The sequence below is a fragment of the Paenibacillus sp. WC2504 genome (genome assembly GCF_052682475.1).
In genome coordinates this window covers 933,179-956,388 of the sequence record NZ_JBQZFH010000001.1, presented here as the reverse complement: position 1 = coordinate 956,388, position 23,210 = coordinate 933,179, and the positions used below count along the sequence as shown (strand labels likewise).

The window sequence follows — 23,210 nt, the reverse complement described above, 5'->3', positions numbered from 1 at the left end:
CTGTATAGAACTCCTTTAAAATAAAGGTGACAGCAGTCGGGCAATCACTTCTTTCCCCTTCTCCAATCGCGATCTTTGCTCAAATTCGGCTAATTTCAATTCATCGCTATCTTTTAAATCCATCCAAAAGTCATCTTCCAGACGATCAATCACGTCCTGATTAAACATAACCGCATTCAATTCAAAATTGCTAAAGAAGCTGCGCATATCCACATTGGCGGTTCCTACGGTTGCCATCATATGATCGATGATCATGACCTTGGCATGCATGAATCCTTTCCGATAGAGGTAGAACTGAACCCCGGCCTGCATGAGTTCTAATAAATAGGAGCGGGAGGCATATTGAACAATACGGGAATCTGCTTTGTAAGGAAGGATAATGCGGACATCCACACCGCTGAGAACGGCCGTTTTGAGCGCCATCGTTATGCTTGCATCCGGAATAAAGTAGGGTGTCGTCATATACACCCGCTTCTTGGCCGCAACAATTCCTGCAAAAAACATCTCCTGTATCGCATCCCAGTAAGCGTCCGGGCCGCTTGAAATCACTTGAACCAAGGAAGTCTCCGATTCGTGATGCTCCGGATACATGGAATCATCAGCCAAACGCTCCCCGCTTACGAACAGCCAATCCGTCATAAAAGTCGTCTGCAAGTAATACACTGAGTCCCCGTTCAGCATAAGATGCGTATCGCGCCAAAAGCCAAGCTTGGGGTCACCCCCCAGATATTCGTCTCCGATGTTAATACCCCCGACAAAACCAACCACCCCATCGATGACGATGATTTTGCGATGATTACGGTAATTCATTCGTTTATCGAAAAACGCAATAAGTGGTCTCAAAAAGGGATAAACCTCAATCCCCGCCTGTTTAAATCTATCGATATAAGCTGACGAAAGCGAGTAGGAACCGATTCCGTCATAAATGACGCGAACCTTCACCCCCTGCAACGCTTTGCGAATGAGGGCTTCTTGAAATCTGGTACCTATGGCATCATGCCGAATCGTATAAAATTCAAAATGAATATGCTTCTCGGCCTTCTCGATGGCTTCCAGCATCGCCTCATATGTGACATCCGCATTGGTCAGCACTTTCACTCGGTTGTTCGGCGAAATGGCCGAGCCCGGAATGTTATGAAGCAGCCCGCATAGCCGTGAATCCTCGAAGAGTTGATAGTGCTGCTCTTCGATTCTCTCCTGGTTGTGGCTTCCCCTGCCCAGCCACTGGTGTCTGGCTTCGGAACTTCTACGGCGCCCTTTACGTCGAACCGTTTTGCGCTGGGTGTATTCCTTGGCTAAGAAATAGTACATGAGGAAGCCGATGATCGGGAGAATAAATAAAACGAACAGCCATGCCACCGTCTTGGCGGGCCTTTTGTACTCACCAATCAATATCGTAGCTGTCTGAAAAATGAAAAGAAGCAGTACACCAACCATCCAAATCACGAGCTTCACCCCTCTTCGTAGCGCGAAAAACTTCCTTCTAATTCCTTGTCACGTTAGCTTTTGCCAAGGGCTTTCCCTCTATACTGATCTGCCTTCAAGTCATGGAAACAATAAAATTTTCCAACTTTCGTAATAAAATCCTTCATTTCGCAGAGAATAATAAACGCATTCCTATGATCATTCTGGCGGGAGGTGCCATTCGCATGGTCAAAACATCCAATCCATTGATGAAAAGTATCCTGCGCAAGCGCACATCAAACAAGCAGGAGGATTCTAGTGGCGAGCAAAAAGAACTACATGATTCGCTGGACTATCAATTCATCGAAGAGTTGAAGAAAACACCACTCTCTTTGCTATTGGATGATAATCACGCCTTCATTAAAGCCATTTTCCAGGACTGCTCCGATGTCGTCGTTCGCCAATTCGACATTGAGCCGAACATTCCCGCACTTCTGTTATTCGTTGACGGGCTCACGAACACCCAACTGCTGAATGACACGATGAAATCGCTCATGCTGATTGGCGGCGGAGAAACGTCCGTCCAGCGCATCGCAGACGCCATTCTCCCCGTCTCCCAAACACAGATCTCCGATAATTACGGAGACCTGCTCGTTTCCGTGCTGGGCGGGGACGCCGCCCTGCTCGTTGAAGGAAACGCGAAGGCGATCCTGCTCGGCATCCGCGGAACAGAAAAGCGCTCCGTTGCAGAGCCGGAGACGGAGACCGTCGTGCGCGGACCGAAGGAGGGGTTCGTGGAGAGCATTCGCACGAACACCTCGATGATCCGCCGCAAGCTGAAGACGCCCAGGCTGAAAATGAAGTCCATGTGCGTCGGCAAAGAGAGCAACACCAATCTCGTCATCTGTTACATGGATGACTTGGCGATGCCCTCCCTTGTCGAAGAAGTGGTCAAACGGCTGGAGCTCATCAAGATCGACGCGATTCTGGAGTCCGGCATGATTGAAGAGCTGATTCAAGACAATGCATACTCCCCCTTTCCGCAGATGCAGTATACGGAGCGGCCTGATGTTGTGGCCGGAGCCTTGATGCAGGGACGGGTGGCCATTCTCACGGACGGCACGCCGTTTGCGCTCATCGTGCCTTTTGTTTTCATCCAAACGATGCAGACGTCCGAGGATTACTATGAGCGGTTCCAAATCGGCTCTCTCCTAAGGATGCTTCGTTATGTTTTCGTCTTTTTATCGCTGACGACGCCCGCTTTGTATGTCGCGATAACGACGTTCCATCAAGAACTACTACCAACGACATTAATGCTAAGCGTTGCGGCATCCAGAGAAGCCATACCGTTTCCCGCGGCCGTAGAGGCCTTCATCATGGAGATAACGTTCGAGGCGCTGCGCGAAGCCGGCATCCGACTCCCCAAAGCGGTTGGTTCTGCGGTTTCCATCTTGGGGGCGCTGGTCGTAGGTCAGGCAGCCGTGCAAGCAGGGATTGTCTCTGCGCCAATGGTTATCGTTGTTTCCATTACCGGGATTGCTTCTTTCACAATCCCGCGCTTTAACGGCGCCATCGCCATTCGTATGCTGCGTTTCCCCATCCTTTTGGCGGGAGCGGTCTTCGGCTTCTATGGCATCTTCTTCTCGTTGATGATTTTAATCGGACATATGGCGAACCTCCGCTCTTTTGGCGTGCCTTACTTGTCACCTATCGGACCTCTATCCTCGGGCGATATCAAGGATGTATTCGTTCGTGCCCCTTGGTGGGATCTTAACAAACGTCCGGAATTCATGCCCGTTCAAGATGCTCACCGAATGGATGACAAACTCAGTCAACAGATCATGCAGGACGGAGGCCTAGACGGTAGCTCGATCCAGCATAAGCATCACTCCAGTGAGGAGGGCAATCAGAATGGTTCATCCTAGACGGCTATGCCAGCTCTTACCGCTCCCCCTCCTGATTGTCTGCCTGACAGGCTGCTGGGATCGAACTGAAACCAACGACATCGCGTTTGTTCTCACGTCTGCCGTCGACTTGGAGGATGACGGCAAATTTCGTGTCTCCTACATGCTGCCTCTCCCCGGTTCCATGGGCGGTGCAAGCGGCGGAGGCGGAGGCACCGCTGGCGGCAAGAGCTACTACATCGACTCCGATGTAGGCAATACGTTTCACGAAGCCAACACAAGGCTCCAGATGCGCATGTCGCGCCGTTTGTTTCTCTCCCATCGGAGGACGATCGTGATTGGAGAGAAGTTGGCCAAGAAGGGCATCGGTGTCATCTTTGACACCGTTCCACGCTCACCTGAAAGCCGGATGACATCCTTCCTCGTCATAACCAAAGGCAAGGGCTATGACCTGCTGAACACCGAGCCGAAATTCGAACGATTCCCGGCTGAAGTCATTCGGGAGCTGACGAAATCCAGGCAGTCCTTGGGTACTTCCACCAAGGATATTGGCATTACGTTGAGCTTCAACAGCGATCCAATCCTGACTTATTTGGAACCAAAGCAATCGCAAGCCTCCAAGGAACCTTCCCATGAAATTCAAATGATTGGGTATGGACAATTTAAAGGCGACCGCTTGGTTGGCATTTACAAGAACCACGAAGCAGAAGGGCTCATGTGGCTGAGGAATCATGTGAAAGAATATCTCGTTTCCTTCCCGCCAGAGGAGGGAAACGCCAACGAGATTTCCATTACAGTGACGAAAGGGCAGACGCAAATTAAACCTAGGCTTCAACAAGACAAGGTCATCTTTGATATCCTCATCGACGCGAACGGCTCTGTGAAAGAAGATCTATCGAATCTGGATCTGAACAAGGCCAAAGTGATGCGGAGAGTTGAGAAGCAACTTGCGGAACAAATTATCAAGTCTATTCAGGCGGCGGTTAAGCAGATGCAAAAAGAAGGAACGGACTCTGCTCATCTTGGTTTGACTCTTTGGCGAAGCCATCCGTATGAGTGGAACAATGGTATAGAAGCGAAATGGGAAGCTTATTTAAAGGATGCGGAGTTCCGCATTCACGTCAGTGCTACCATTGAAGAAACCGGTCTGATCAACAAAAATGTTATCAAAGAGGGGATGTAACCTATTGGATCGCATATTCATGATATGTTTTCTGATTACTATGGCAGGTTCGCTTCTCATCGATCGCAGGATGCTAAGGCAAGAGAAGGGCTCGATCAAGATCACCTATGGTTTTTTTACTTTTCTCACCCTAGGCCTCTTCTTCAGCAAGTACTTGCACTGGAAAGTCCCTATGCCTTCGCGTTTCTTTATTCATACCGTTTCCCCTTGGTTTGCAAGAATACTGGGCATCTAAGGGATAAGCATTAAGGGAAAAGGGTGGGATTCACCATGGATCGAAAACAAGTGATCAATCAGCGGCAACTCTCCTGGTTAGCGTCTTCTGTCATCACAAGCGGAGGGATTCTCACCTTGCAAAATGTGCTGATCCGTATCTCACAGATGGATGCTTGGTACAGCTATTTACCTTCTGTGTTCTATGTTTTTGGGGTGGCCAGCTTCTTTGGCTACATCACGAAACATTATCCGCAAAAACATATTTTTGAAATTACACAAGAATTGCTGGGCCGTGTTGGCGGTACCATCGTTAATCTAATTATGATATTTCATTTCTGGCAAATTGTGATGCGCGATATTTCTTCCGTATCCAGGTTTAGTACTACGCTGCTGCTTCACAATACACCACTTGAAATACTAACGCTGCTGCCTTGCCTGCTGCTGATTTATTTCGGCAAAAGCAGCGTGGAAGTGATCGCCCGGGTGAATGATTTATTCTACCCTCTCTTTGTCGTAACCGTGCTGAGTATGCCGCTCTTGTTGTCGAACGAGTTATATCTTCAGCTTATTACTCCTGCCATGACCATGCCGCTGCAGCATGTTGCCGCAGGCTCTATACTCACGATCGGCAATGCAGGAGATATCTTCATTCTCGGGGCTTTTCTTCATATGATGAGCAATTCCAACCAAGTCAGGTCTTCCATCCGACATGGCTCCCTGCTTGGCATTTTCCTGCTCACCATGGCGGTTTTCCTGATCTTGGTTGTTCTTGGACCCAAGATGCCCGGAAATTTCTTGTATCCCATATACAATTTGGTTCAAACGATTCATGTCACGGACTTTCTCGATCGTGTTGATCTCATCATCTTGATGATCTGGTATCCAACGGTGACTTGTAAAATGATTACGATCTATATGGCGCTTCTGCTAGGTATCTCTGCCATCCTGGATAAACGCAACTACCCGACGATTAACAAACCTGTTGCACTGTGCATTGTGATGACCACGTTATTGTCCTTCAGAAACACAACAGATCTATTAGCGTTCTCTAACTACAGCGCTCCAGTTTTCGCGCTGGCCTATCAGCCTCTGGTGATGGCTATTCTCGTCGTAGCCATCGCTCGGAAAAAACGCAAGTCGGGCAATCCAGCCTATATGAAAGACAGCTCGCCAAGCAGTCAGAATTCCAGCGTGCAAGCGTCTCAAAAAATTGGAAAACTTAGTCAACGTGTATCCTACAAGCACTGGCTTTGGGGAGGCAATGCCTTGATGATCCTTGCGGCTCTATGCTTGATGGTAGGACTTATGTTCAGTAAATACCATTCGGCCATCGGGAGCGTCTGCGCCATCATTTTCGCCATCTGCATGCTGCTGGCCTCGTTGACGACTTATATGGAGGTGAGCCAACTGAAACAATTGGAAGCCGGCAAATGATAGCGGGCATAAAAAAAAGCACCCGATTCACAGGTGCTTGCTCGGTTTAGACAGGAGCTGCCTGGTTTAACCGACTTTTGGCCACCTTCAGGTAGCCATGCATATTGAGGAATTCGCTATCGTTCGCGAAACGTAATTTAAGTGAACCTGCCGCCTCTTGGATGTAGGGTCTCAAGGCTGAAGCGCCACCGCCAATGACATAGAAGCATTGAATGTCAGGATATTTGCGCCAGCGTTTCTTGATCATCTCGATCATGCGCAAAGCTGCGCGCCGGAAGTGCTGATCCACGATCGGGCGGATGTCAACTTGACCTTCGCCAAGCAATTGAATCGTGAAATCACGTTGCTTAATACGCTGCACGAGCTTGGCTCGGCTTGGAAACACGTAGCTGTAAGCATCTTCCACATCGCGAATGATCGCATCCAGATACGTAGCGATGCCAATTTGCTCGCCATGGCTGAAATGATTATCAATCGCCATCCGTTTAATAACAGGGAAATCCGTCGTCAATGCGCCAATTTCACAAACGCCGATACAACCGTTGTAAATTTCTTCGTCCTTCACCATTAAACTGTCGTGGGTGGCCAGATGAAAAATAGCTGCGGCTCCTTCAATTGAAACAGCGACTTTGCGAATGGATACTTTAATTTTGCGGTTATGGAATTGCGGCGTGGATAGGAACGTAACTTCATGCTCGCCAAGTAACCTCTGTTCGAATTGTTGACTGTACTTCGCAAATGCACGAACGGGCAACCCCGTTCCCAGCGTGTACTCCACTTCATCCACGGCGCCGTAACCGCTGTTGAAGGCTTGAGTGGCGAGACCTTGGTAGGCCAACGCAGTAAGCGCGACAATAAGGGATTGATCCGAAACCGCTTTATTATCGGTGTCTTCCAGCTCCAGGTTGTCTTCGTGTTCCAGCGCAAGCTGACCGACGAAATAACGCTGATTTCTTTGAGAGAGAGAGGGACTGTAAATCATGACGTCTAGCGCTTTCCAAGGGGAATCCTCTTCCTGTAAAATGTGCCTTTCGTAACCCGGCGCAATAATGTTCGGGATGACTAAAGGATCCTTGGACCCATCGAGCACCAGCTTAATGCTGTCGTTACCAATATCAATACCTGCAAGCTTAATCATGCGTGCCTCCACTCCAAATCTACTGTCTTTCCTGTAATTGTTAAGAACATTCGATTATATCCGACACTATTCCTTCCTACTTTCGACTCATTTTGACTAGGACCAGTAGGTATAAGGAAGGTTTTTATCGGATCATGACGAATGATGTTGTTAGATAGACTTTACCAAATTCAACCACGATAAGGAGACAAATTAGCCTTTATGAAGCTCAAATGGAAGCCCAAAAAACTGACGCTGGTGATCATACCGGATGCCAATCAATCGGTCGTCAGGTTTCGAGTACCCCATTTATTCGCTTATATCGCAGCGGCCTGCTTTTCACTGCTGCTCCTTATAACCCTCATTACGTATGCCCTGCACGCGCAAACCACGAAAAAAGCCAACGCGCTGCAGGCTAAACTTAGCGGAGCGAGCCAGCAATGGAACGCGACTTTAACCTCGAAAGACAAAGCAATTGAACAGTTGCAAAATGAAGTCATTCAACTGTCCCAGCAAGCGGAGCAGATGAAATCGCAAGTCGAAGAAATGAAAAAATTCGAGAATGATCTCAAATCCATCGCGGGTCTCGATGCCAACGTAACCGGCAAAGCGGTCGCCAGCGCGACAGCAGCTAATGAAAACAAATCTACGGAGGAACAGACTCCCCCTGTTGCCACGAGCGGAATAGGCGGAAGTCCTAATCCAGCTTCTCAGGAAGCTATTATGCAGCTAGGCGAGCAGACATCCGCTTCTTTTACAGCGCTAAACAGCGAAGTGAAAGAACTGCAAACCAGTTTAACCGAAACGAAACAAAAGGTTGCCGATAAACAACACCAACTCGCTATAACGCCTACGCTGTATCCGACGAATGTGAGGATCGTCACGTCGACGTTTGGCTATAGAACCGACCCCTTCACACATAGCCCGAGCTTTCACTCCGGCATTGACTTCGGGGCCAGGGAGAATGATGCCGTCTACGCCACCGCTGATGGAAAAGTCGTCAGCACCGGAAAGGATATTTACCACGGCAATAACATTGTCATCGAGCATTCCAAGGGCCTACGCACTTGGTATATGCATTTAAATAAAATTCTTGTCAACAATGGAGACAACGTCACCAAAGGTAGTACTATAGGCCTAGTTGGTTCCACAGGACGCAGCACTGGCCCCCATCTTCATTATGAAGTGCTCAAAAATGGAGAAAGCATTGATCCTAAACCATATCTCAAAGCGAATCGAAAGGATGACTAGACATCATGTTTAAATCCAAGAAAAACCTTATGAATCCAAATACGACAGATACGTTGATTGGCGAAGGGACCACCTTTGAAGGACGAATTAAATCGGAAGCCAGCATTCGCATCGAAGGCGGCATCACAGGGGATATCGAATGTGCCGGGGATGTCATCATCGGGGAGCGCGGCGTCGTGAAGTCCAATGTTTCAGCCAGAGATGTCATTCTTGCAGGGAATGTCCATGGCAACATTATCACCAAAGGCAAACTGACCATAACGTCAACAGGATCGTTGCATGGCAACATTAGCGCTGCTTCTTTTATTATTGAAGAAGGTGGGCAATTCCAAGGAAACAGCAAGATGGAAACAACATCCGCTGCAGCAGCACCTCAACCTCAGCCAAAAAACGAGCCGGATAGCCATATGAATCCTCCTGCATCCACTACAAATGGCACCTACAAAGGAAATACCATTGCGATGTAAGTAAATGGAGCATCAACGCTGCCCCTAGGAGATGCGATAAGAGCATGGTATAATGGTTGGAAATTCATTTCTAACTGCAGGAGACAGCGCCTATGAAAGAACAAACGATACTTTTTGATCTTGATGATACATTAGTCCATTGTAATAAATATTTTGACGTCGTCATTGACCAGTTCGTTGATCTCATGCTGACCTGGTTTTCCGGACATGGGCTTAACGCGCAGGACATTAAACAAAAACAGCTCCAAATTGATCTCGCCGGCATTCATATCCATGGCTTCATGCCCGAGCGTTTTCCCAAGTCATTTGTTGAAACGTATCAATGGTTTAGCAGGCACTTCAACCGGAAAATGAGCGCTAAAGAAGAATCATGGCTGATGCAATTAGGTCATACCGTGTATGAATACACGGTCGAACCTTATCCGCTCATGAACGAAACACTCGATCAACTGCAGCAGGATGGCCATCGTCTCTTCCTGTACACAGGCGGCGATGCATCGATTCAAATGAAAAAGGTCAAGGACCTAAGCCTGGACACCTATTTTCATGACCGAATCTTCGTAACCGTGCATAAGACCAAGGAATTCATGGAAACGATCATGCATGAGCAAGGTTTTGATCGCAAACATACGTGGATGATTGGCAACTCCGTCAAAACGGATGTGTTGCCTGCCCTCCATGCAGGGATCCACTCCATTCACATTCCTGTTGAACAGGACTGGGCTTACAACACAGGTACGATCGATATCAAGCCTCAAGGAGCGTTCTACCAGCTCGGTTCCTTGCAAGAAGTTCCAACCACTATTCAGTCGTATATCAAGAAATAAATAAGACGCTAACGTAAAAAAGGCTGTCCCCAAGTCATGAATTGACCAAGGGGCAGCCTTATTTTTTAGGGGAACCTTACTTGTTTACGCCGCCACATCGCGTCTCCGAAATATTTCCCAGGAAAGCAGAATGAACAGCAGGAAGTAGACAACCAGAACGACAATGGAAAATCCAAGTGTCATGCCTTCCGCAAGCGGCGGCTGCCCCTTTAAGTAGGGCGTAAGATCCGTATTGGCAAATAAGAAGTATTTGCCCCAGCTGTATCTCAGGAGCAGCATGGTAATGATCTGTCCGGCGAACATGATGAAGATACTGAGACCGATGGCCAAAGAGGAACTGCGGAATACGGTCGATATCATAAATGCCAACGTTACAATCATCACGAGCTCAATCAACTTCAACCCATAAGTAGCTAGCGTAAACACCAGCATGCTCCCTTCATGCACTTGCCCTTCTGCATCCACTTTCAGGTGAGGAAGTCCAAGGTTCTGGAAGCCGTACAGGAACCCATTCACAATGAGAGCCGTAACAAACAACACAATCAACAGGGTCACAGCAAACAGGAGCGTCGTTAGATATTTGGACAGAAGAATTTTGGCCCGGCTCGCTGGACGAATAAGCAGCAGCTTGATCGTTCCCCAAGTGAATTCGCCAGCCACCATGTCCCCGGCAATAATGACGGTAAACAGCGTCACTACGATGATTATGCCAGAGGCCCTAATGGCTCCGCCCCAGAGCGTGTTATCCGTAGGAGGATAATTATGGTCCAACATGTATTGTTGAAGCGCGATTTCTTCCTTCATCTGCTGTTTGAATTTGTCCGGAAGATCGTTGTTTTCCAGCTCTTTCTTATTATGCTCAATCGTTTCTGCAGCGCTAACCTTCCATTTATCGCTTGCGTCTTCATCCGTACCCGGATGAGAAACGAGACCAGCCAAGACGACAATAGCGATCAGCAGCAGGGCCAGTATCCAAGTACGCAGCCTGCGATAAATTTTCATCTGTTCATTCTGGATTAAATTAAGCAATCGGATCACTCCCTGTCATCTCTAAGAATTGATCCTCCAGCGACTTCGTTGCCGTACGGATTCCATAAACCGCAATGCCTGCCTCTACAAAACGTTTGTTCCATAGGGCCGTTTCTTCCTTATCCAGCATCAGGATCAGTTCATCGCCCTCCGCCTCAGCCTTCACAGAATGTGAAGCAGCCAAAGCCAATGCCTTATCCGGCGACGACACTTCAAAAGCCACATGGAGCTTGCCGTCCGTCCTAGCGTACTCTTTGATCAATCTAACATCGACTAACTTCCCATTCTGTATAATGGCAACCCGGTCGCACATGAGTTCCATCTCGGCCAGCAGGTGACTGGATACAATAACCGAGATGCCATCCTCGCGCGTCAACTTGCGCAAATGATCGCGCAGCTCACGAATACCGGCTGGATCCAGGCCGTTCGTAGGCTCGTCCAGAATCAGCACATCCGGCTTATGCAGCAAGGCTTGCGCAATACCGAGTCTTTGGCGCATGCCCAAAGAGTAGGTTTTCACCTTATCATGAATCCGGTTTTCCATGCCTACAAGCTCAATGACCTCTTCAATGCGGTCCTCTCCTATTCCCGGAAACATTCTGGCGTAATGGACCAAATTGTGGTAGCCACTCAGAAACTTATACATTTCCGGATTTTCAACAATCGCGCCGACATGGCGAATCGCTTGTTCGAAATGGGTCCGAATCGAATAACCGCCAATCCGGATATCTCCTTCCGTGATCGACATGAGTCCAACCATCATTCGTATCGTTGTTGTTTTACCGGCCCCATTCGGGCCTAGAAATCCAAAAACTTCCCCCCGTGGGACGTCGAACGTTAATTGATCAATAATCGTCTTCGTACCGATTCGTTTGGTTATCCGCTCAATTTGTACAATCGGTGACTGATCTTGCACTGCTGCTGCCATGTTTTATCGCTCCCTACCGCTATAAGTCATAAGAGTCATACCTGATTACTGCTGACAATATGACTGCGCTCACTATGGATTTTTCCAACAATTATGTACAATGATCTTATACGATTTTACCTAGAAGGAGTTCCTCTATGATTCAAAGAAGACAGTGGCATGGCGTGGAGTGGTCCTTATTTATCGTTTTGACCGGCTCTGTACTGCTAGGCCTGCTTTACGCGCTGCTCCATATGAACGAAAACGAGCACGGTAATATCTTTTTAACCATATTTGCCCTGCTTCTATCCTATGGTATTCCTTTTTTATTTTGGAGGCCTACCTACATTAACACAACACTGTACCCGATTTCCGTAATCCTCACAGGTATTCCTCTACAAATCTATCTATCATGGATGCAAGAAGATGCCTACCTTACTATTAATTGCCCATTAATGGTCATTGGATTCCTTACCGATCGAAAAAACGCTTGGTGGGCCGCTCCAATCTCGCTTGTCGCGATGCCTGTTGCCTATTTCCTGATCCTTCATCGGGATATGGGTATGGGTGTTAGCGAGCTGTTCAGCATCATCCTGAATGCGGTGTTGTTTTTCGCGATCGGCCTTAGCTTGCAGAGAGTTGTAACTTCTAACGAAAAAACGGAAAAGCTTTTAGCGGAAAATCAACGACAATACTATCTTATTCATGAGCAAAATAATGCCTTAGAGCAGTACGCCAACCAAATCGAGCAGTTGACCCTGCTGGAGGAACGCAATCGGATGGCTCGGGAGCTGCACGATACCGTCGGGCACACCTTTACTTCCGTCATCATGGGCATGGACGCTGTTTCCTATTTAATAGAGGCTGCGCCTGATAAAGCCAAAGAAAAGCTGGACGTCCTGCGGGGCGTAACCCGCAACGGATTGGAAGAAGTGCGGCGCAGCATTCATCAAATGGTGCCCAAAGAAGGCGATATGCTGCTCTCGCAGCAATTAACGAGGCTGGCTAACGAGTTTGCCCTCCATACCGGCACCCAGATCCGGTTCACGACTATCGGGGAGGAATTTGAGATTCCGAAACAAACCAAGCTCTCGCTCATTCGCTGCTTGCAGGAGTCCTTAACCAATGCCAAACGGCATGGCCGCGCAACTACGGTCGAAATCAAGCTCAACTATGTGGATGATGGGGTCGGTATCCGCATTGAAGATGATGGCGTCGGCACCGAGCAGCTCAAAGTCGGTTTCGGGATTAATGCCATGCAGGAACGGATCTTTGCGCTGCAAGGAACGTTACAGGTAAGTTCAACCGTCGGTCAGGGAACCGTTGTCGAATGTTTCATTCCTGCTAAGCGTTTGTCTTCTTTTTAAAAGCTTTCTTCCAAGCTGCTAGCCGTGAATGATACAATATGCCTAACAACACACAAGCAAGTTAAGCTAGGAGGAGTCCCGTATGAACCCTGCCCCACTGAAACTGCTCCTGGTCGACGACCAGGATTTAATACGAGAAAGCCTTCACATTGTGCTGGGCATGGACCCGGACATTGAAGTCGTAGGCTTAGCCGAGAATGGCCATATCGCCATCCAGCAGTGCGAAGAGCATCAGCCTGATGTTGTCCTGATGGATATTCATATGCCCGTCATGGATGGAGTCGAAGCGACACGCAAAATTAAGGAGACATGGCCGCAAATCCGTGTCATTATCCTGACCACCTTCCAGGAGATCTCCTATGTCGTTGACGCCTTGGGAGCGGGAGCTGAAGGCTATCTGCTCAAGGCCATTCATCCGAAGGATTTGGCCGCCGGCATCAAATGGGTGCATCAAGGCGGCACCCTCATCCCGCAGGATATCGCGAGAATGCTCGTCCAGCAAGCCAAAGGCGCTGCCGAGCCAACCGTTCGTGATACGGAGGTTTCAAGACCGGCCAGAGAGGAGCCGGCTCGCACTGACGCTTACGGACTGAGCGAGCGCGAAGTGCAGGTGCTGCACTGCATCGCTGACGGGCTGAACAACCGGGAGATTGCCGAGAAGCTTTTCCTGTCCGAAGGTACAGTGAAAAATTACATTTCCAGCATCTACTCCAAAATGGACGTGCGAGATCGCGTGCAGGCTTCTAAAAAGGCGCATGAGGAAGGTATGATTTAGGCCGCTTAAAAGCGAACAACAGCGATACAAGAGTAGATCTTGTATCGCTGTTGTGTTTGTTTGGAGCGGGACCAGCGGGACCGGTTGCTGAGATTCGTCGTTCGAGCTAACCGCGAGCACCGCAACCGACTGATTCATAAGCGGTCCACAAACCGCTTTTCACTATTCAAAAAGCCTCTCCAGAAATCCCTTTTTTCTCTTGCGGATTTTCCGGTAACTTTTCACACGAGAATAAGTAGGCTGCTGCTCCACCGGTGGCTGCTCTTCCGAAATTAGAGCCAATGCTGTTGACGGCGTTGCTTCAATGTTCTGCAGCTGTGTCCGTTCCTCCTCCACCGAGACGTCCTGTCTTCCGGCAACCCGGTGAATGATCTGCTCATAAAGCTTATGTTCCATTTGGTGATTCATTTGCCGAAGCAGCTGTTCCTGCTGCTTGTTATGGAGCTCAAGGTGCTCATGAAGCTGAGATTGAAGATCGGCAACCTGCCGGGAGAGCAGCAAGACTGCTTTTTGAAGATCAATCACATGCTGCGTTCCTATAGGTTCATCCGCATCAAAATCGAGAGTGCCCTCGCCATTCTCGGCCAGAAGCGCATAAAGTTCTGCCGCCTTTATGAGATCCTCTTTCTTCATGTGCTTCCTCCAATTCCGGTTCGATTCTAGGCGTCCGTGCTCGTCCGACGTTAACCTGTTCCCTCTATTGTACATGATGCTCACGAATTGTTCACCTTTTTGATTGTCTGCAATCTACTCAACCTAAGAAATTAACAGAAGGGGCATGTTCCTATGCACATTGATGCACCACTCAAAAAGAAACCACGCGTTCTGGACTCCTTCCTACTTCCTTTTATCCAATCGCGCTCCTTTCCTTATTTATGGCTAAGTCAACTCATTTCTATGCTTGGCGGTTCCGTTACAACCGTTATTTTACCGATGGTCGTTTATTCGCTCACGGGGTCAACGACGATGATGGGCTTGGTCATGAGCGCCTACATGCTGCCTTATGTCCTCATGCTCCCCCTTTCGGGATGGATTGTCGACCGTTATGATCGCGTGAGAATTATGATGCTTTCCGATATCGTCCGCTTCATCGTCATGTTGGCTATAGCCGTACTTATTTTCTCAGACGTCTTGTCCGTCCCTATGCTTTTTGGCTTGGTAAGCCTTTATGGCCTTATGGAAGGGCTTTTTCAACCTGCATATTCCGCCGTACGCGCGACCGTCTTCACGCCAGACATTCGCAATGCCGCCAATGCGCTGACACAAGTGAGCAATCAAGGGGTCAGACTCATTGGACCTGTCCTAGGCGGGCTTATCGTTTCCTCCATGTCCGCCAGTTACGGGTTCGGCCTGGACGCGCTGACCTACCTAATTTCCTATCTGTGTCTGCTGGTATTAGTAAAAAAATCGCTAATTTCGCATCAAAATAAGCCGGAAACTTCAACAAGCAATTCTACCTTCACTTGGAAGCGCGAATTCCTTGAAGGTATCACCATCCTCAAAGGTCATCCCTGGCTCTGGATCACGATCCTCGCCTTTTGTTTCATTAATATTTGCTATACGGGCATCATTGTCATTCTCATCCCATGGTTGTTCAAGGTTCATCTTGGGCTCGATCCACTCGCGTATGGGATAGGCATCACATGCTCCGGAGTTGGAGCTATTGCAGCAGCACTTCTCTTTGGGTCTAAAAGGCAGTGGCATCACCGGGGCATAATCGCCTATGGCGCAGTGATCTTAAGTGGCGTTGCACTGCTGACGATGACTTTCATAACGTCACCTATTGCGCTCTCGCTGCTCATGGCCGTCGAAGGCTTCGGGCTGATGATCTTCGGTCTCATCTGGGAGACCAGCCTTCAGGAGCTAGTGCCCCCCGAAGCTTTCGGGCGGGTGGTCAGTTTGGATTTGTTAGGCTCTTTCGCCTTACTGCCGCTGAGCTATTTCCTTGTCGGCTGGATTGCTGATCAAATTGGAGGCGTGATCACCATCACGATATTTGCTTCGATCGGCCTGGCCATTGTCGCCAGTGTGCTTTGTGTGCCGGCTATTCGGCGGTTTCAGTAGACGATTCGGACTCAGAATCCGTTATTTTAGAAATTCGGCAGCCTATTTGGAACTAACGGACTGGGTGGGCGTTAACTGTGAACTTTAGAGCAGTATTAAGTAATTTCAAGGCTGTTAGCGTCTCCTGGGTCCGTTAGAACTTGTATCCGGCCAAAATACGGTAAATAAGGTCGCCCCAGTCCGTTAGAGGAGTTGCCCGGTACGAGCCAATGCTTGTTAAGAGCCTGGTTGGAGCGAATTTTTGAGGTGGAGAACACCAGCGCCGCTAAAAATTCAGCGTTACTGAGACACTTTGCGGAGGGGAGCCTCATACTAACGTCAAAGTAGACAACGATACAAATTTGAGGATCTACTGGCCGCTATTCCATCAAATTCCGCCCGTTTCCGCGTTCAGGCGGAACTACAGGGCGTTATTTGACCGCCTAACCCCGTTTTCTTTAAGAAGACGGACAAATAGCGGCCCACAGTTCCCCTACACGCGAAATAGAGCCTATTTTGATGAAATAGCACCCTGTAGTTCCCCCCCTGCCAGAGAGGAACCGCCAATCGATAGCAGCACACCCTTCAAGGGATGGAGTGCTCAGCTCAACATACAAAAAGGAAGGCCCTAAACCAAGGGACCTTCCTTTCCTATTTTCCATCCTATGGTAAATTCGACGAACCCATCAAATAACGATCAACCTCACGTGCCACCGCACGCCCCTCATTGATCGCCCAGACAACAAGACTTTGACCGCGTCGCATGTCACCAGCGGCAAAAACGCCTTCCACGCTCGTCGCAAACTTGCCATACTCCGCTTTCGCATTGGAGCGCTCGTCTTTGGCGACGCCAAGCTGATCCAGCACCGTGTTCTCCGGTCCTGTGAAACCCATCGCGATCAGGACCAGCTGCGCTGGATACACCTTCTCGCTGCCGGGCACTTCCACAGGGACGAACGCGCCCTTCTCGTTCTTTTGCCACTCGATCAGCACCGTGTGCAGCTCTTTCAAGTTGCCGTGCTCATCCCCCACGAACTTCTTCGTGTTGATTAAGTACTGGCGCGGGTCTTCGCCTTGAACCGCAGCAGCCTCTTGTTGACCGTAGTCCACTTTGAGGACCTTCGGCCACTCTGGCCAAGGATTGTTCGCCGGACGCGTCTCCGGGGACTTCGGCATGATCTCGAACTGTGTCACGCTTTTGCACTTGTGGCGCAAAGAAGTGCCCACACAGTCCGTCCCCGTATCGCCGCCGCCGATCACGATAACGTCTTTGCCTTCCGCGGAAATAAATTCACCGTCGGCATGTTCGGAATCCAGCAAGCTTTTCGTGTTCTTGCTGAGGAATTCCATCGCCAGGTGGATGCCGCCAAGCTCGCGGCCTTCAATCGGAAGGTCGCGGCCCTTGGTGGCGCCGCCGCACAACACGATGGCATCGAACTCCTCTTGAAGCTTCTCGATCGGATAGTTCACACCGACGTGGGCGGAGGTGATGAACGTGACCCCCTCTGCTTCAAGCAGGTCCACACGGCGCTGGACGTACTTTTTGTCCAGCTTCATGTTCGGGATGCCGTACATCAGCAGTCCGCCCACACGGTCCGCGCGCTCGAACACCGTCACCCAGTGTCCGGCTTTGTTCAGCTGCGCTGCGGCAGCGAGCCCGGATGGACCCGAGCCTACGACGGCAACCTTTTTGCCTGTGCGCACTTCAGGCGGCTCCGGCCTGATCCAGCCTTCTGCGAAGCCTTTATCAATAATGGCTTTCTCGATGCTTTTGATCGTAACCGGCGTGTCCTTGAGCCCCACTGTACAGGAACCCTCACATGGCGCAGGGCACACACGTCCCGTGAATTCCGGGAAGTTGTTCGTCTTGTGCAGACGATCGAGCGCTTCCCGCCATTGTCCACGATACACGAGATCATTCCACTCCGGAATGAGATTATTAACCGGGCAGCCGGCAGCCATGCCGCTGATCAAAGCTCCCGTGTGGCAAAACGGAATGCCGCAATCCATACATCTTGAACCTTGCGTCTGCAATTTATCATCCGTCAGCGGTGTCGCGAACTCTTTCCAATGGCCAATACGGACCAGCGGAGCGGCTTCGGTGGCCACTTCTCGGCGATGTTCTATAAAACCCGTTGGTTTACCCATGAACGTTTAGTCCCTCCTAAGAGTTTTGCTTTAGCAAAACTTACGTCGTAAGCCTCTGCTCCGATTCGTTAGTTTCCACCGACACGGGAAACATCCCGCATATTTGCCTCGAAAGCAACCATGATGGCCTCTTGCTGGCCAAGTCCGGATCGTTTCACCTTCTCGATGGCATCAAACATCCGCTTGTAGTCCTTCGGTATCACCTTCACGAACTTCCAAACGTATTCATCCCAGTGCTGTATGACGCGGTGGGCAACGCTGCTATCCGTAAATGTCGCATGATGCTGAATCATCGTTCTCAGTTCGTTCATTTCAAAAGCTTCTTCAACCTGCTCGAGATGGATCATCTCTTTGTTAACCTTGTCGGCAAAATCGCCATTCTCATCCAGCACGTAAGCAATTCCGCCGGACATCCCTGCCGCAAAGTTACGACCGGTCGATCCTAACACAACAACACGTCCGCCTGTCATATATTCACAGCCATGATCGCCTACGCCTTCGACAACTGCCCGCACACCGCTGTTTCTTACACAGAAGCGCTCGCCGGCAATACCTCGAATGTACGCATCACCATCGGTAGCCCCATAGAAAGCTGTGTTTCCAATAATTACATTCTCTTCCGGGACAAAAGCAGATTGGGAAGGCGGGAAAATGACCAGTTTACCACCGGATAACCCTTTCCCCACGTAATCGTTGGCATCGCCTTCCAACGAGAGCGTAACCCCCTTCGGCACGAAAGCGCCGAAGCTCTGGCCGGCCGAGCCGTTAAAGTGAAGGCGAATCGTGTCGTGAGGCAAGCCCTCTACGCCATGGCGGCGAGTGACTTCACTGCCGACAATCGTGCCGACAACGCGATTCGTATTGGCGATGTCCATGCTCGCATGCACATGTTCCTTACGCTCAATCGCAGGTTCGCAGATCTCAAGCAGCTTCGTAACGTCCAAAGAGCGATCCAATCCGTGATCCTGCGGCATTTGGCAGAATCGGCCCACATTTTCGCCGACATTCGGCTGATGCAGAAGCGGCGATAAATCAACGCCTTTGGCTTTCCAGTGCGCCACAGCTTGCTTGGACTCAAGCACATCGGTACGTCCAACCATTTCCTCAATGGTTCGGAAGCCAAGCTCGGCCATCAGCTCACGCACATCCTGCGCGATGAAGGTCATGAAATTCACCACATGCTGCGGATCGCCGGCAAATTTCTTGCGCAGCTCCGGATTTTGCGTAGCCACTCCAACCGGACAAGTATCCAGATGGCACACGCGCATCATCACGCAGCCAATTGTAATAAGCGGAGTCGTCGCGAAGCCGAACTCCTCGGCACCGAGCAGCGCAGCTACGACCACGTCGCGCCCTGTCATCAGCTTGCCGTCCGTCTCGACGGTGATACGGCTGCGCAGGTCATTGAGAACGAGTGTCTGATGCGTTTCCGCAAGACCGAGCTCCCAAGGCAGTCCCGCGTGACGGATACTCGTCTGCGGTGACGCGCCCGTTCCTCCGTCGTAGCCGGAGATAAGGACGACGTCCGCTTTCCCTTTGGCTACGCCGGCAGCGATGGTGCCAACCCCAACTTCGGATACCAGCTTAACGCTGATACGTGCACGCGGGTTGGCATTCTTGAGATCGTGGATCAGCTCTGCGAGATCCTCGATCGAATAAATATCGTGATGCGGCGGTGGCGAAATCAAACCTACGCCTGGCGTAACCCCGCGAACCTCGGCCACCCAAGGATACACCTTGGTGCCCGGGAGCTGGCCGCCCTCGCCGGGCTTCGCGCCCTGCGCCATCTTGATCTGAATCTCGTCGGCATTGACGAGATAATGGCTTGTGACGCCGAAGCGGCCGGACGCCACCTGCTTGATCGCGCTGCGGCGCAAGTCGCCGTTCGCATCCGGCGTGAAGCGCTCCGGATGCTCGCCGCCCTCGCCGGTGTTGCTCTTGCCGCCGATGCGGTTCATCGCGATCGCGATCGTCTCATGCGCTTCTTTGGAGATGGAGCCGTAGGACATGGCTCCCGTCTTGAAGCGCTTAAAAATCGACTCGATCGGCTCCACCTCTTCGATCGGGATCGGCCCGCGGCCTGCTTTGAAGGTCAGCAGTCCGCGCAAAGCCATATATTTCTCATCTTCGCGTTTGATGAGCTTCGCAAAGTTCTTATACTGGGCGTAATTGTTCGTGCGAACCGCCGATTGAAGAGCATGCACGGTTTCCGGTGTGTACAGGTGGTCTTCCCCGTCCCGGCGCCACTGCAAATCACCGCCGGTATCGAGCACCTTATCGCGCCCCTCCTGCTCAGAGAAAGCACGCTGGTGGCGAAGCACCGCTTCCTTAGCCACAACATCGATTCCTACACCGCCAACCGGCGTATAGGTCCAAGTGAAATATGCATCAACCAGCTCTTGGCTGAGGCCGATCGCTTCGAAAATTTGCGCCCCACGATAACTTTGAATCGTGGAGATGCCCATTTTCGCCAAAACCTTCACGACGCCTTTGGTCACTGCCTTGATGTAGTTATAAGTTGCTTTATCATGATCAATGCCGACAAGCTGATTGCGTCTGATCATGTCATCTAACGTTTCCAAAGCCAAATACGGATTGATCGCACCTGCGCCATAGCCAAGCAGCAAAGCAAAATGATGCACTTCGCGCGGTTCGCCCGACTCGACAAGCAAGCTGACTTTGGTCCGAGTCCCTTGGCGAATCAGATGGTGATGCAGTCCTGATGTTGCCAGCAGTGCTGGGATCGGCGCCTTTTGCCCGTCCACGCCGCGATCCGAAAGAATTAACAAGGAAGCGCCATCTTGGATCGCCCCGTCCGCAGCAGCATAAAGGGCTTGCATCGCGCTTTCCAAGCCAGCCGTGCCTTGAGCAGCCTCGAACAAGGTAGGAAGTGTTACCGTCTTAAAGCCGTCACGCTGAATATGACGCAGCTTCGCCAATTCTTCATTGGAGAGGAACGGCGTTTTCAACCGAATTTGACGGCAGCTCGCCGGCTCAGGGCTTATGAGATTGCGCTCTGGCCCGATCGTTGTGCCCTGCGCTGTGATGATTTCTTCGAAATTGGCATCGATCGGCGGATTCGTGACCTGTGCGAACAATTGTTTAAAGTAGTTGTATAGCAGTTGCGGCCGATCGGACAACACGGCAAGCGGAGCATCCGTACCCATAGATCCGATAGGGTCTACGCCTGTTTTGGCCATAGGCTCAAGAATTTTACGCAGTTGCTCAAATGTGTAGCCAAAAGCTTGCTGACGCTGCAAGACCGTGTCATGATCGGAACCAAGCACGATAGGCGCATCATCCAAGTCCTCCAATGAAACAAGATGTTCATTCAACCAGTCACGATAAGGCTGCTCGCCGGCAATGCCGCTTTTAATTTCTTCGTCGGCTACAATGCGGCCTGATACGGTATCAACCAGCAGCATGCGACCCGGTCTAAGGCGATCTTTGTACAAAATCCGCTCAGGCTCAATGTCCAAAACGCCAACTTCTGAGGCCAGAACGATGAGATCATCCGTAGTGACATAGTAACGCGATGGACGCAAACCATTACGGTCAAGGATAGCGCCAATCTGACTGCCATCCGTGAAGGCAATTGCTGCCGGTCCGTCCCACGGCTCCATGAGTGTGCTGTGGTACTCGTAGAACGCTTTTTTGGCGTCATCCATCGACTCATGTTTGGACCACGGCTCAGGCACCATCATCATCGCCGCATGCGGCAGCGAACGTCCTGAAAGCATGAGGAACTCAAGCGTATTATCAAACATTTGCGAATCCGATCCGTCGGTATCAATAATAGGAAGAATGCGTTTGAAATCTTCGCCAAACAGTTCCGAATCGCACATCGCCTGACGTGCATACATCCAGTTCACATTTCCACGCAGCGTGTTGATCTCACCGTTATGAATCAGATAGCGGTAGGGATGCGCACGCTCCCAGCTTGGGAATGTGTTCGTACTGAACCGGGAGTGAACGAGCGCAAGCGCGGTCTCCACCTTCTCGTCCTGCAGCTCCATGTAGTAAGCGTCGACTTGCTTAGGCGTCAACATCCCTTTATAAACGATTGTTCGGCTAGACAAGCTAGAATAGTAAAATTGCGAATCCTGAATCGACGACTTGATAGCGTTTTCAGAAAGTTTACGTATGACGTACAGCTTCCGTTCAAAATCGAGATTGCTCGCCACATCCGAACTTTCTCCAATAAATACCTGGCGTACGAAAGGTTCTGCCGACTGTGCGGATTCTCCAAGTGAGCTGTTATCTGTAGGAACAGTTCGCCAACCTAAGAATTGCTGACCTTCCTCGCTAACAATGCGCTCAATGATTTTCTCGCATGCTTGGCGCGCCTCCAGATCTTGAGGCAAATAGACCATACCTACACCATAGTGACCTGCTGCAGGAAGCTTGATGTTTTCCTCCGCACAAGCAATTTGGAGATACGCGTCCGGAATTTGCATCAAAATTCCCGCTCCGTCGCCTGTGTTCTGCTCACTGCCTTGACCACCGCGATGATCTAAATTGCAAAGTACACGAAGCGCTTGCTTGACGATTTCATGCGATTTAACACCTTTAATATTGGCTACAAAGCCGATACCGCAGGCATCACGCTCGAACTGAGGATCGTACAATCCTTGCTTGGGAGGTAACCCGTTTTTGGTCATGTTGTGCAACCTTTCTTTTCTGGTTTTTGGACACACTTTGTCCAATGTACGCTTTAAAGTATTAAATTGTCGAATCATGGTGACGCCTATTTCACTCAAATATATTGAATAGTACAAATTGGTGAAATAGTCTCAATATTTTTTATATTATATTAACACCAGAAATAGTATAGTTCAATCTAATTGTAAAGGTTTTCATTTTAATATTTTTATAAGATAGTCCTAAAAAAAGGAAGTGGCGGCCAAGTATCGCTATCCGCTTTATTTTTCAATGGAGGAACTTCAACTTAAACCGCGATTCCGCCCATAATTAACAAGTGCAGCTGCCGCTGCCAGCCCCGCATGAAAGAAGCATCCACAGCTTGTTGTGCATGTTTTACGCTGCCTTTTCATACGCTCATGATAGCGAACTTTCTATGTTTCATGCTATGATAGCTAATGCGCTGAAATGAAATATACATCCAGATTCCACAGCCT

General features: G+C 49.9%; 16 protein-coding genes. 9 read left to right on the top strand and 7 right to left on the bottom strand.

The genetic code is table 11. From position 1 onward, the window contains the following. Positions 1–15: 15 nt before the first annotated feature. On the bottom strand, positions 16–1,446 hold the full coding sequence (gene cls, locus ACUN27_RS04320) for a cardiolipin synthase (protein WP_445560592.1): 1,431 nt from the start codon (positions 1,444–1,446) through the stop codon (positions 16–18). A gap of 227 nt (positions 1,447–1,673) precedes the next feature. Between cls and ACUN27_RS04315 the strand changes: the two genes are divergently transcribed. From ACUN27_RS04315 to ACUN27_RS04305, 3 genes are all read left to right on the top strand, one after another. Next, the gene (locus ACUN27_RS04315) at positions 1,674–3,329 is read left to right on the top strand and encodes a spore germination protein (protein ID WP_315954014.1); all 1,656 of its coding nucleotides are present in this window, start codon (positions 1,674–1,676) and stop codon (positions 3,327–3,329) included. Further along, positions 3,316–4,491: a Ger(x)C family spore germination protein gene (locus ACUN27_RS04310; protein WP_445558434.1), complete on the top strand. Its 1,176-nt coding sequence runs from the start codon at positions 3,316–3,318 to the stop codon at positions 4,489–4,491. The genes ACUN27_RS04315 and ACUN27_RS04310 overlap by 14 nt, the downstream gene beginning before the upstream one ends. Positions 4,492–4,761: 270 nt before the next feature. Next, positions 4,762–6,141, top strand: coding sequence for a GerAB/ArcD/ProY family transporter (locus tag ACUN27_RS04305; RefSeq protein ID WP_445558433.1), 1,380 nt, complete (start codon positions 4,762–4,764; stop codon positions 6,139–6,141). A 46-nt stretch (positions 6,142–6,187) separates the two neighbouring features. On the opposite strand, the gene ACUN27_RS04300 is transcribed toward ACUN27_RS04305, so the two are convergent. After that, positions 6,188–7,279, bottom strand: a complete 1,092-nt coding sequence (locus tag ACUN27_RS04300; protein ID WP_315953749.1) for a ParM/StbA family protein — start codon at positions 7,277–7,279, stop codon at positions 6,188–6,190. Between the two features lie 201 nt (positions 7,280–7,480). Here ACUN27_RS04300 and ACUN27_RS04295 point away from each other — a divergent pair, with 201 nt between their 5' ends. The 3 genes from ACUN27_RS04295 to ACUN27_RS04285 all read left to right on the top strand — a co-directional run bounded on the left by ACUN27_RS04295 (position 7,481) and on the right by ACUN27_RS04285 (position 9,803). Beyond that, on the top strand, positions 7,481–8,509 hold the full coding sequence (locus tag ACUN27_RS04295) for a peptidoglycan DD-metalloendopeptidase family protein (protein ID WP_445558432.1): 1,029 nt from the start codon (positions 7,481–7,483) through the stop codon (positions 8,507–8,509). 5 nt (positions 8,510–8,514) lie between these two features. Beyond that, positions 8,515–8,976 (top strand): bactofilin family protein, encoded by a 462-nt coding sequence (locus tag ACUN27_RS04290; protein ID WP_315953747.1) that lies wholly within the window; start codon positions 8,515–8,517, stop codon positions 8,974–8,976. Between the two features lie 92 nt (positions 8,977–9,068). Beyond that, positions 9,069–9,803: an HAD family hydrolase gene (locus ACUN27_RS04285; RefSeq protein ID WP_445558431.1), complete on the top strand. Its 735-nt coding sequence runs from the start codon at positions 9,069–9,071 to the stop codon at positions 9,801–9,803. An 84-nt stretch (positions 9,804–9,887) separates the two neighbouring features. On the opposite strand, the gene ACUN27_RS04280 is transcribed toward ACUN27_RS04285, so the two are convergent. Both ACUN27_RS04280 and ACUN27_RS04275 read right to left on the bottom strand, forming a co-directional pair. Continuing rightward, complete coding sequence (locus ACUN27_RS04280) at positions 9,888–10,841, bottom strand: ABC transporter permease (protein WP_326063487.1); 954 nt, start codon at positions 10,839–10,841, stop codon at positions 9,888–9,890. Continuing rightward, positions 10,825–11,760, bottom strand: a complete 936-nt coding sequence (locus tag ACUN27_RS04275; RefSeq protein ID WP_326063486.1) for an ABC transporter ATP-binding protein — start codon at positions 11,758–11,760, stop codon at positions 10,825–10,827. The genes ACUN27_RS04280 and ACUN27_RS04275 overlap by 17 nt, the downstream gene beginning before the upstream one ends. 137 nt (positions 11,761–11,897) lie before the next feature. On the opposite strand from ACUN27_RS04275, the gene ACUN27_RS04270 reads away from it, so the two are divergent. After that, positions 11,898–13,106 (top strand): sensor histidine kinase, encoded by a 1,209-nt coding sequence (locus ACUN27_RS04270; protein WP_315953743.1) that lies wholly within the window; start codon positions 11,898–11,900, stop codon positions 13,104–13,106. Positions 13,107–13,188: 82 nt separating this feature from the next. Continuing rightward, a complete protein-coding gene (locus ACUN27_RS04265) occupies positions 13,189–13,881 on the top strand; it encodes a response regulator transcription factor (protein ID WP_315953742.1) in 693 nt (230 codons plus the stop codon). 162 nt (positions 13,882–14,043) lie between these two features. Here the strand turns inward: ACUN27_RS04265 and ACUN27_RS04260 are convergent, their stop codons facing one another. Continuing rightward, positions 14,044–14,514, bottom strand: a complete 471-nt coding sequence (locus ACUN27_RS04260) for a hypothetical protein (RefSeq protein ID WP_445558430.1) — start codon at positions 14,512–14,514, stop codon at positions 14,044–14,046. 153 nt (positions 14,515–14,667) lie between these two features. Between ACUN27_RS04260 and ACUN27_RS04255 the strand changes: the two genes are divergently transcribed. Next, the gene (locus ACUN27_RS04255; protein WP_445558429.1) at positions 14,668–15,945 is read left to right on the top strand and encodes an MFS transporter; all 1,278 of its coding nucleotides are present in this window, start codon (positions 14,668–14,670) and stop codon (positions 15,943–15,945) included. Positions 15,946–16,587: 642 nt separating this feature from the next. Here ACUN27_RS04255 and ACUN27_RS04250 read toward each other — a convergent pair. Further along, positions 16,588–18,072 (bottom strand): glutamate synthase subunit beta, encoded by a 1,485-nt coding sequence (locus ACUN27_RS04250; protein WP_315953111.1) that lies wholly within the window; start codon positions 18,070–18,072, stop codon positions 16,588–16,590. Between the two features lie 68 nt (positions 18,073–18,140). Then, a complete protein-coding gene (gene gltB, locus ACUN27_RS04245; RefSeq protein ID WP_315953110.1) occupies positions 18,141–22,733 on the bottom strand; it encodes a glutamate synthase large subunit in 4,593 nt (1,530 codons plus the stop codon). Positions 22,734–23,210: the final 477 nt, after the last annotated feature.

Excerpts from the sequence above, each read along its gene's own strand:
- ACUN27_RS04255 (WP_445558429.1), top strand. The coding sequence starts at position 14,668 with ATGCACATTGATGCACCACTCAAAAAGAAACCACGCGTTCTGGACTCC.
- ACUN27_RS04250 (WP_315953111.1), bottom strand. The coding sequence starts at position 18,072 with ATGGGTAAACCAACGGGTTTTATAGAACATCGCCGAGAAGTGGCCACC.
- ACUN27_RS04260 (WP_445558430.1), bottom strand. The coding sequence starts at position 14,514 with ATGAAGAAAGAGGATCTCATAAAGGCGGCAGAACTTTATGCGCTTCTG.
- ACUN27_RS04265 (WP_315953742.1), top strand. The coding sequence starts at position 13,189 with ATGAACCCTGCCCCACTGAAACTGCTCCTGGTCGACGACCAGGATTTA.
- ACUN27_RS04315 (WP_315954014.1), top strand. The coding sequence starts at position 1,674 with ATGAAAAGTATCCTGCGCAAGCGCACATCAAACAAGCAGGAGGATTCT.
- ACUN27_RS04275 (WP_326063486.1), bottom strand. The coding sequence starts at position 11,760 with ATGGCAGCAGCAGTGCAAGATCAGTCACCGATTGTACAAATTGAGCGG.
- ACUN27_RS04310 (WP_445558434.1), top strand. The coding sequence starts at position 3,316 with ATGGTTCATCCTAGACGGCTATGCCAGCTCTTACCGCTCCCCCTCCTG.
- ACUN27_RS04295 (WP_445558432.1), top strand. The coding sequence starts at position 7,481 with ATGAAGCTCAAATGGAAGCCCAAAAAACTGACGCTGGTGATCATACCG.
- ACUN27_RS04270 (WP_315953743.1), top strand. The coding sequence starts at position 11,898 with ATGATTCAAAGAAGACAGTGGCATGGCGTGGAGTGGTCCTTATTTATC.
- ACUN27_RS04300 (WP_315953749.1), bottom strand. The coding sequence starts at position 7,279 with ATGATTAAGCTTGCAGGTATTGATATTGGTAACGACAGCATTAAGCTG.
- ACUN27_RS04285 (WP_445558431.1), top strand. The coding sequence starts at position 9,069 with ATGAAAGAACAAACGATACTTTTTGATCTTGATGATACATTAGTCCAT.
- ACUN27_RS04305 (WP_445558433.1), top strand. The coding sequence starts at position 4,762 with ATGGATCGAAAACAAGTGATCAATCAGCGGCAACTCTCCTGGTTAGCG.
- gltB (WP_315953110.1), bottom strand. The coding sequence starts at position 22,733 with ATGACCAAAAACGGGTTACCTCCCAAGCAAGGATTGTACGATCCTCAG.
- ACUN27_RS04290 (WP_315953747.1), top strand. The coding sequence starts at position 8,515 with ATGTTTAAATCCAAGAAAAACCTTATGAATCCAAATACGACAGATACG.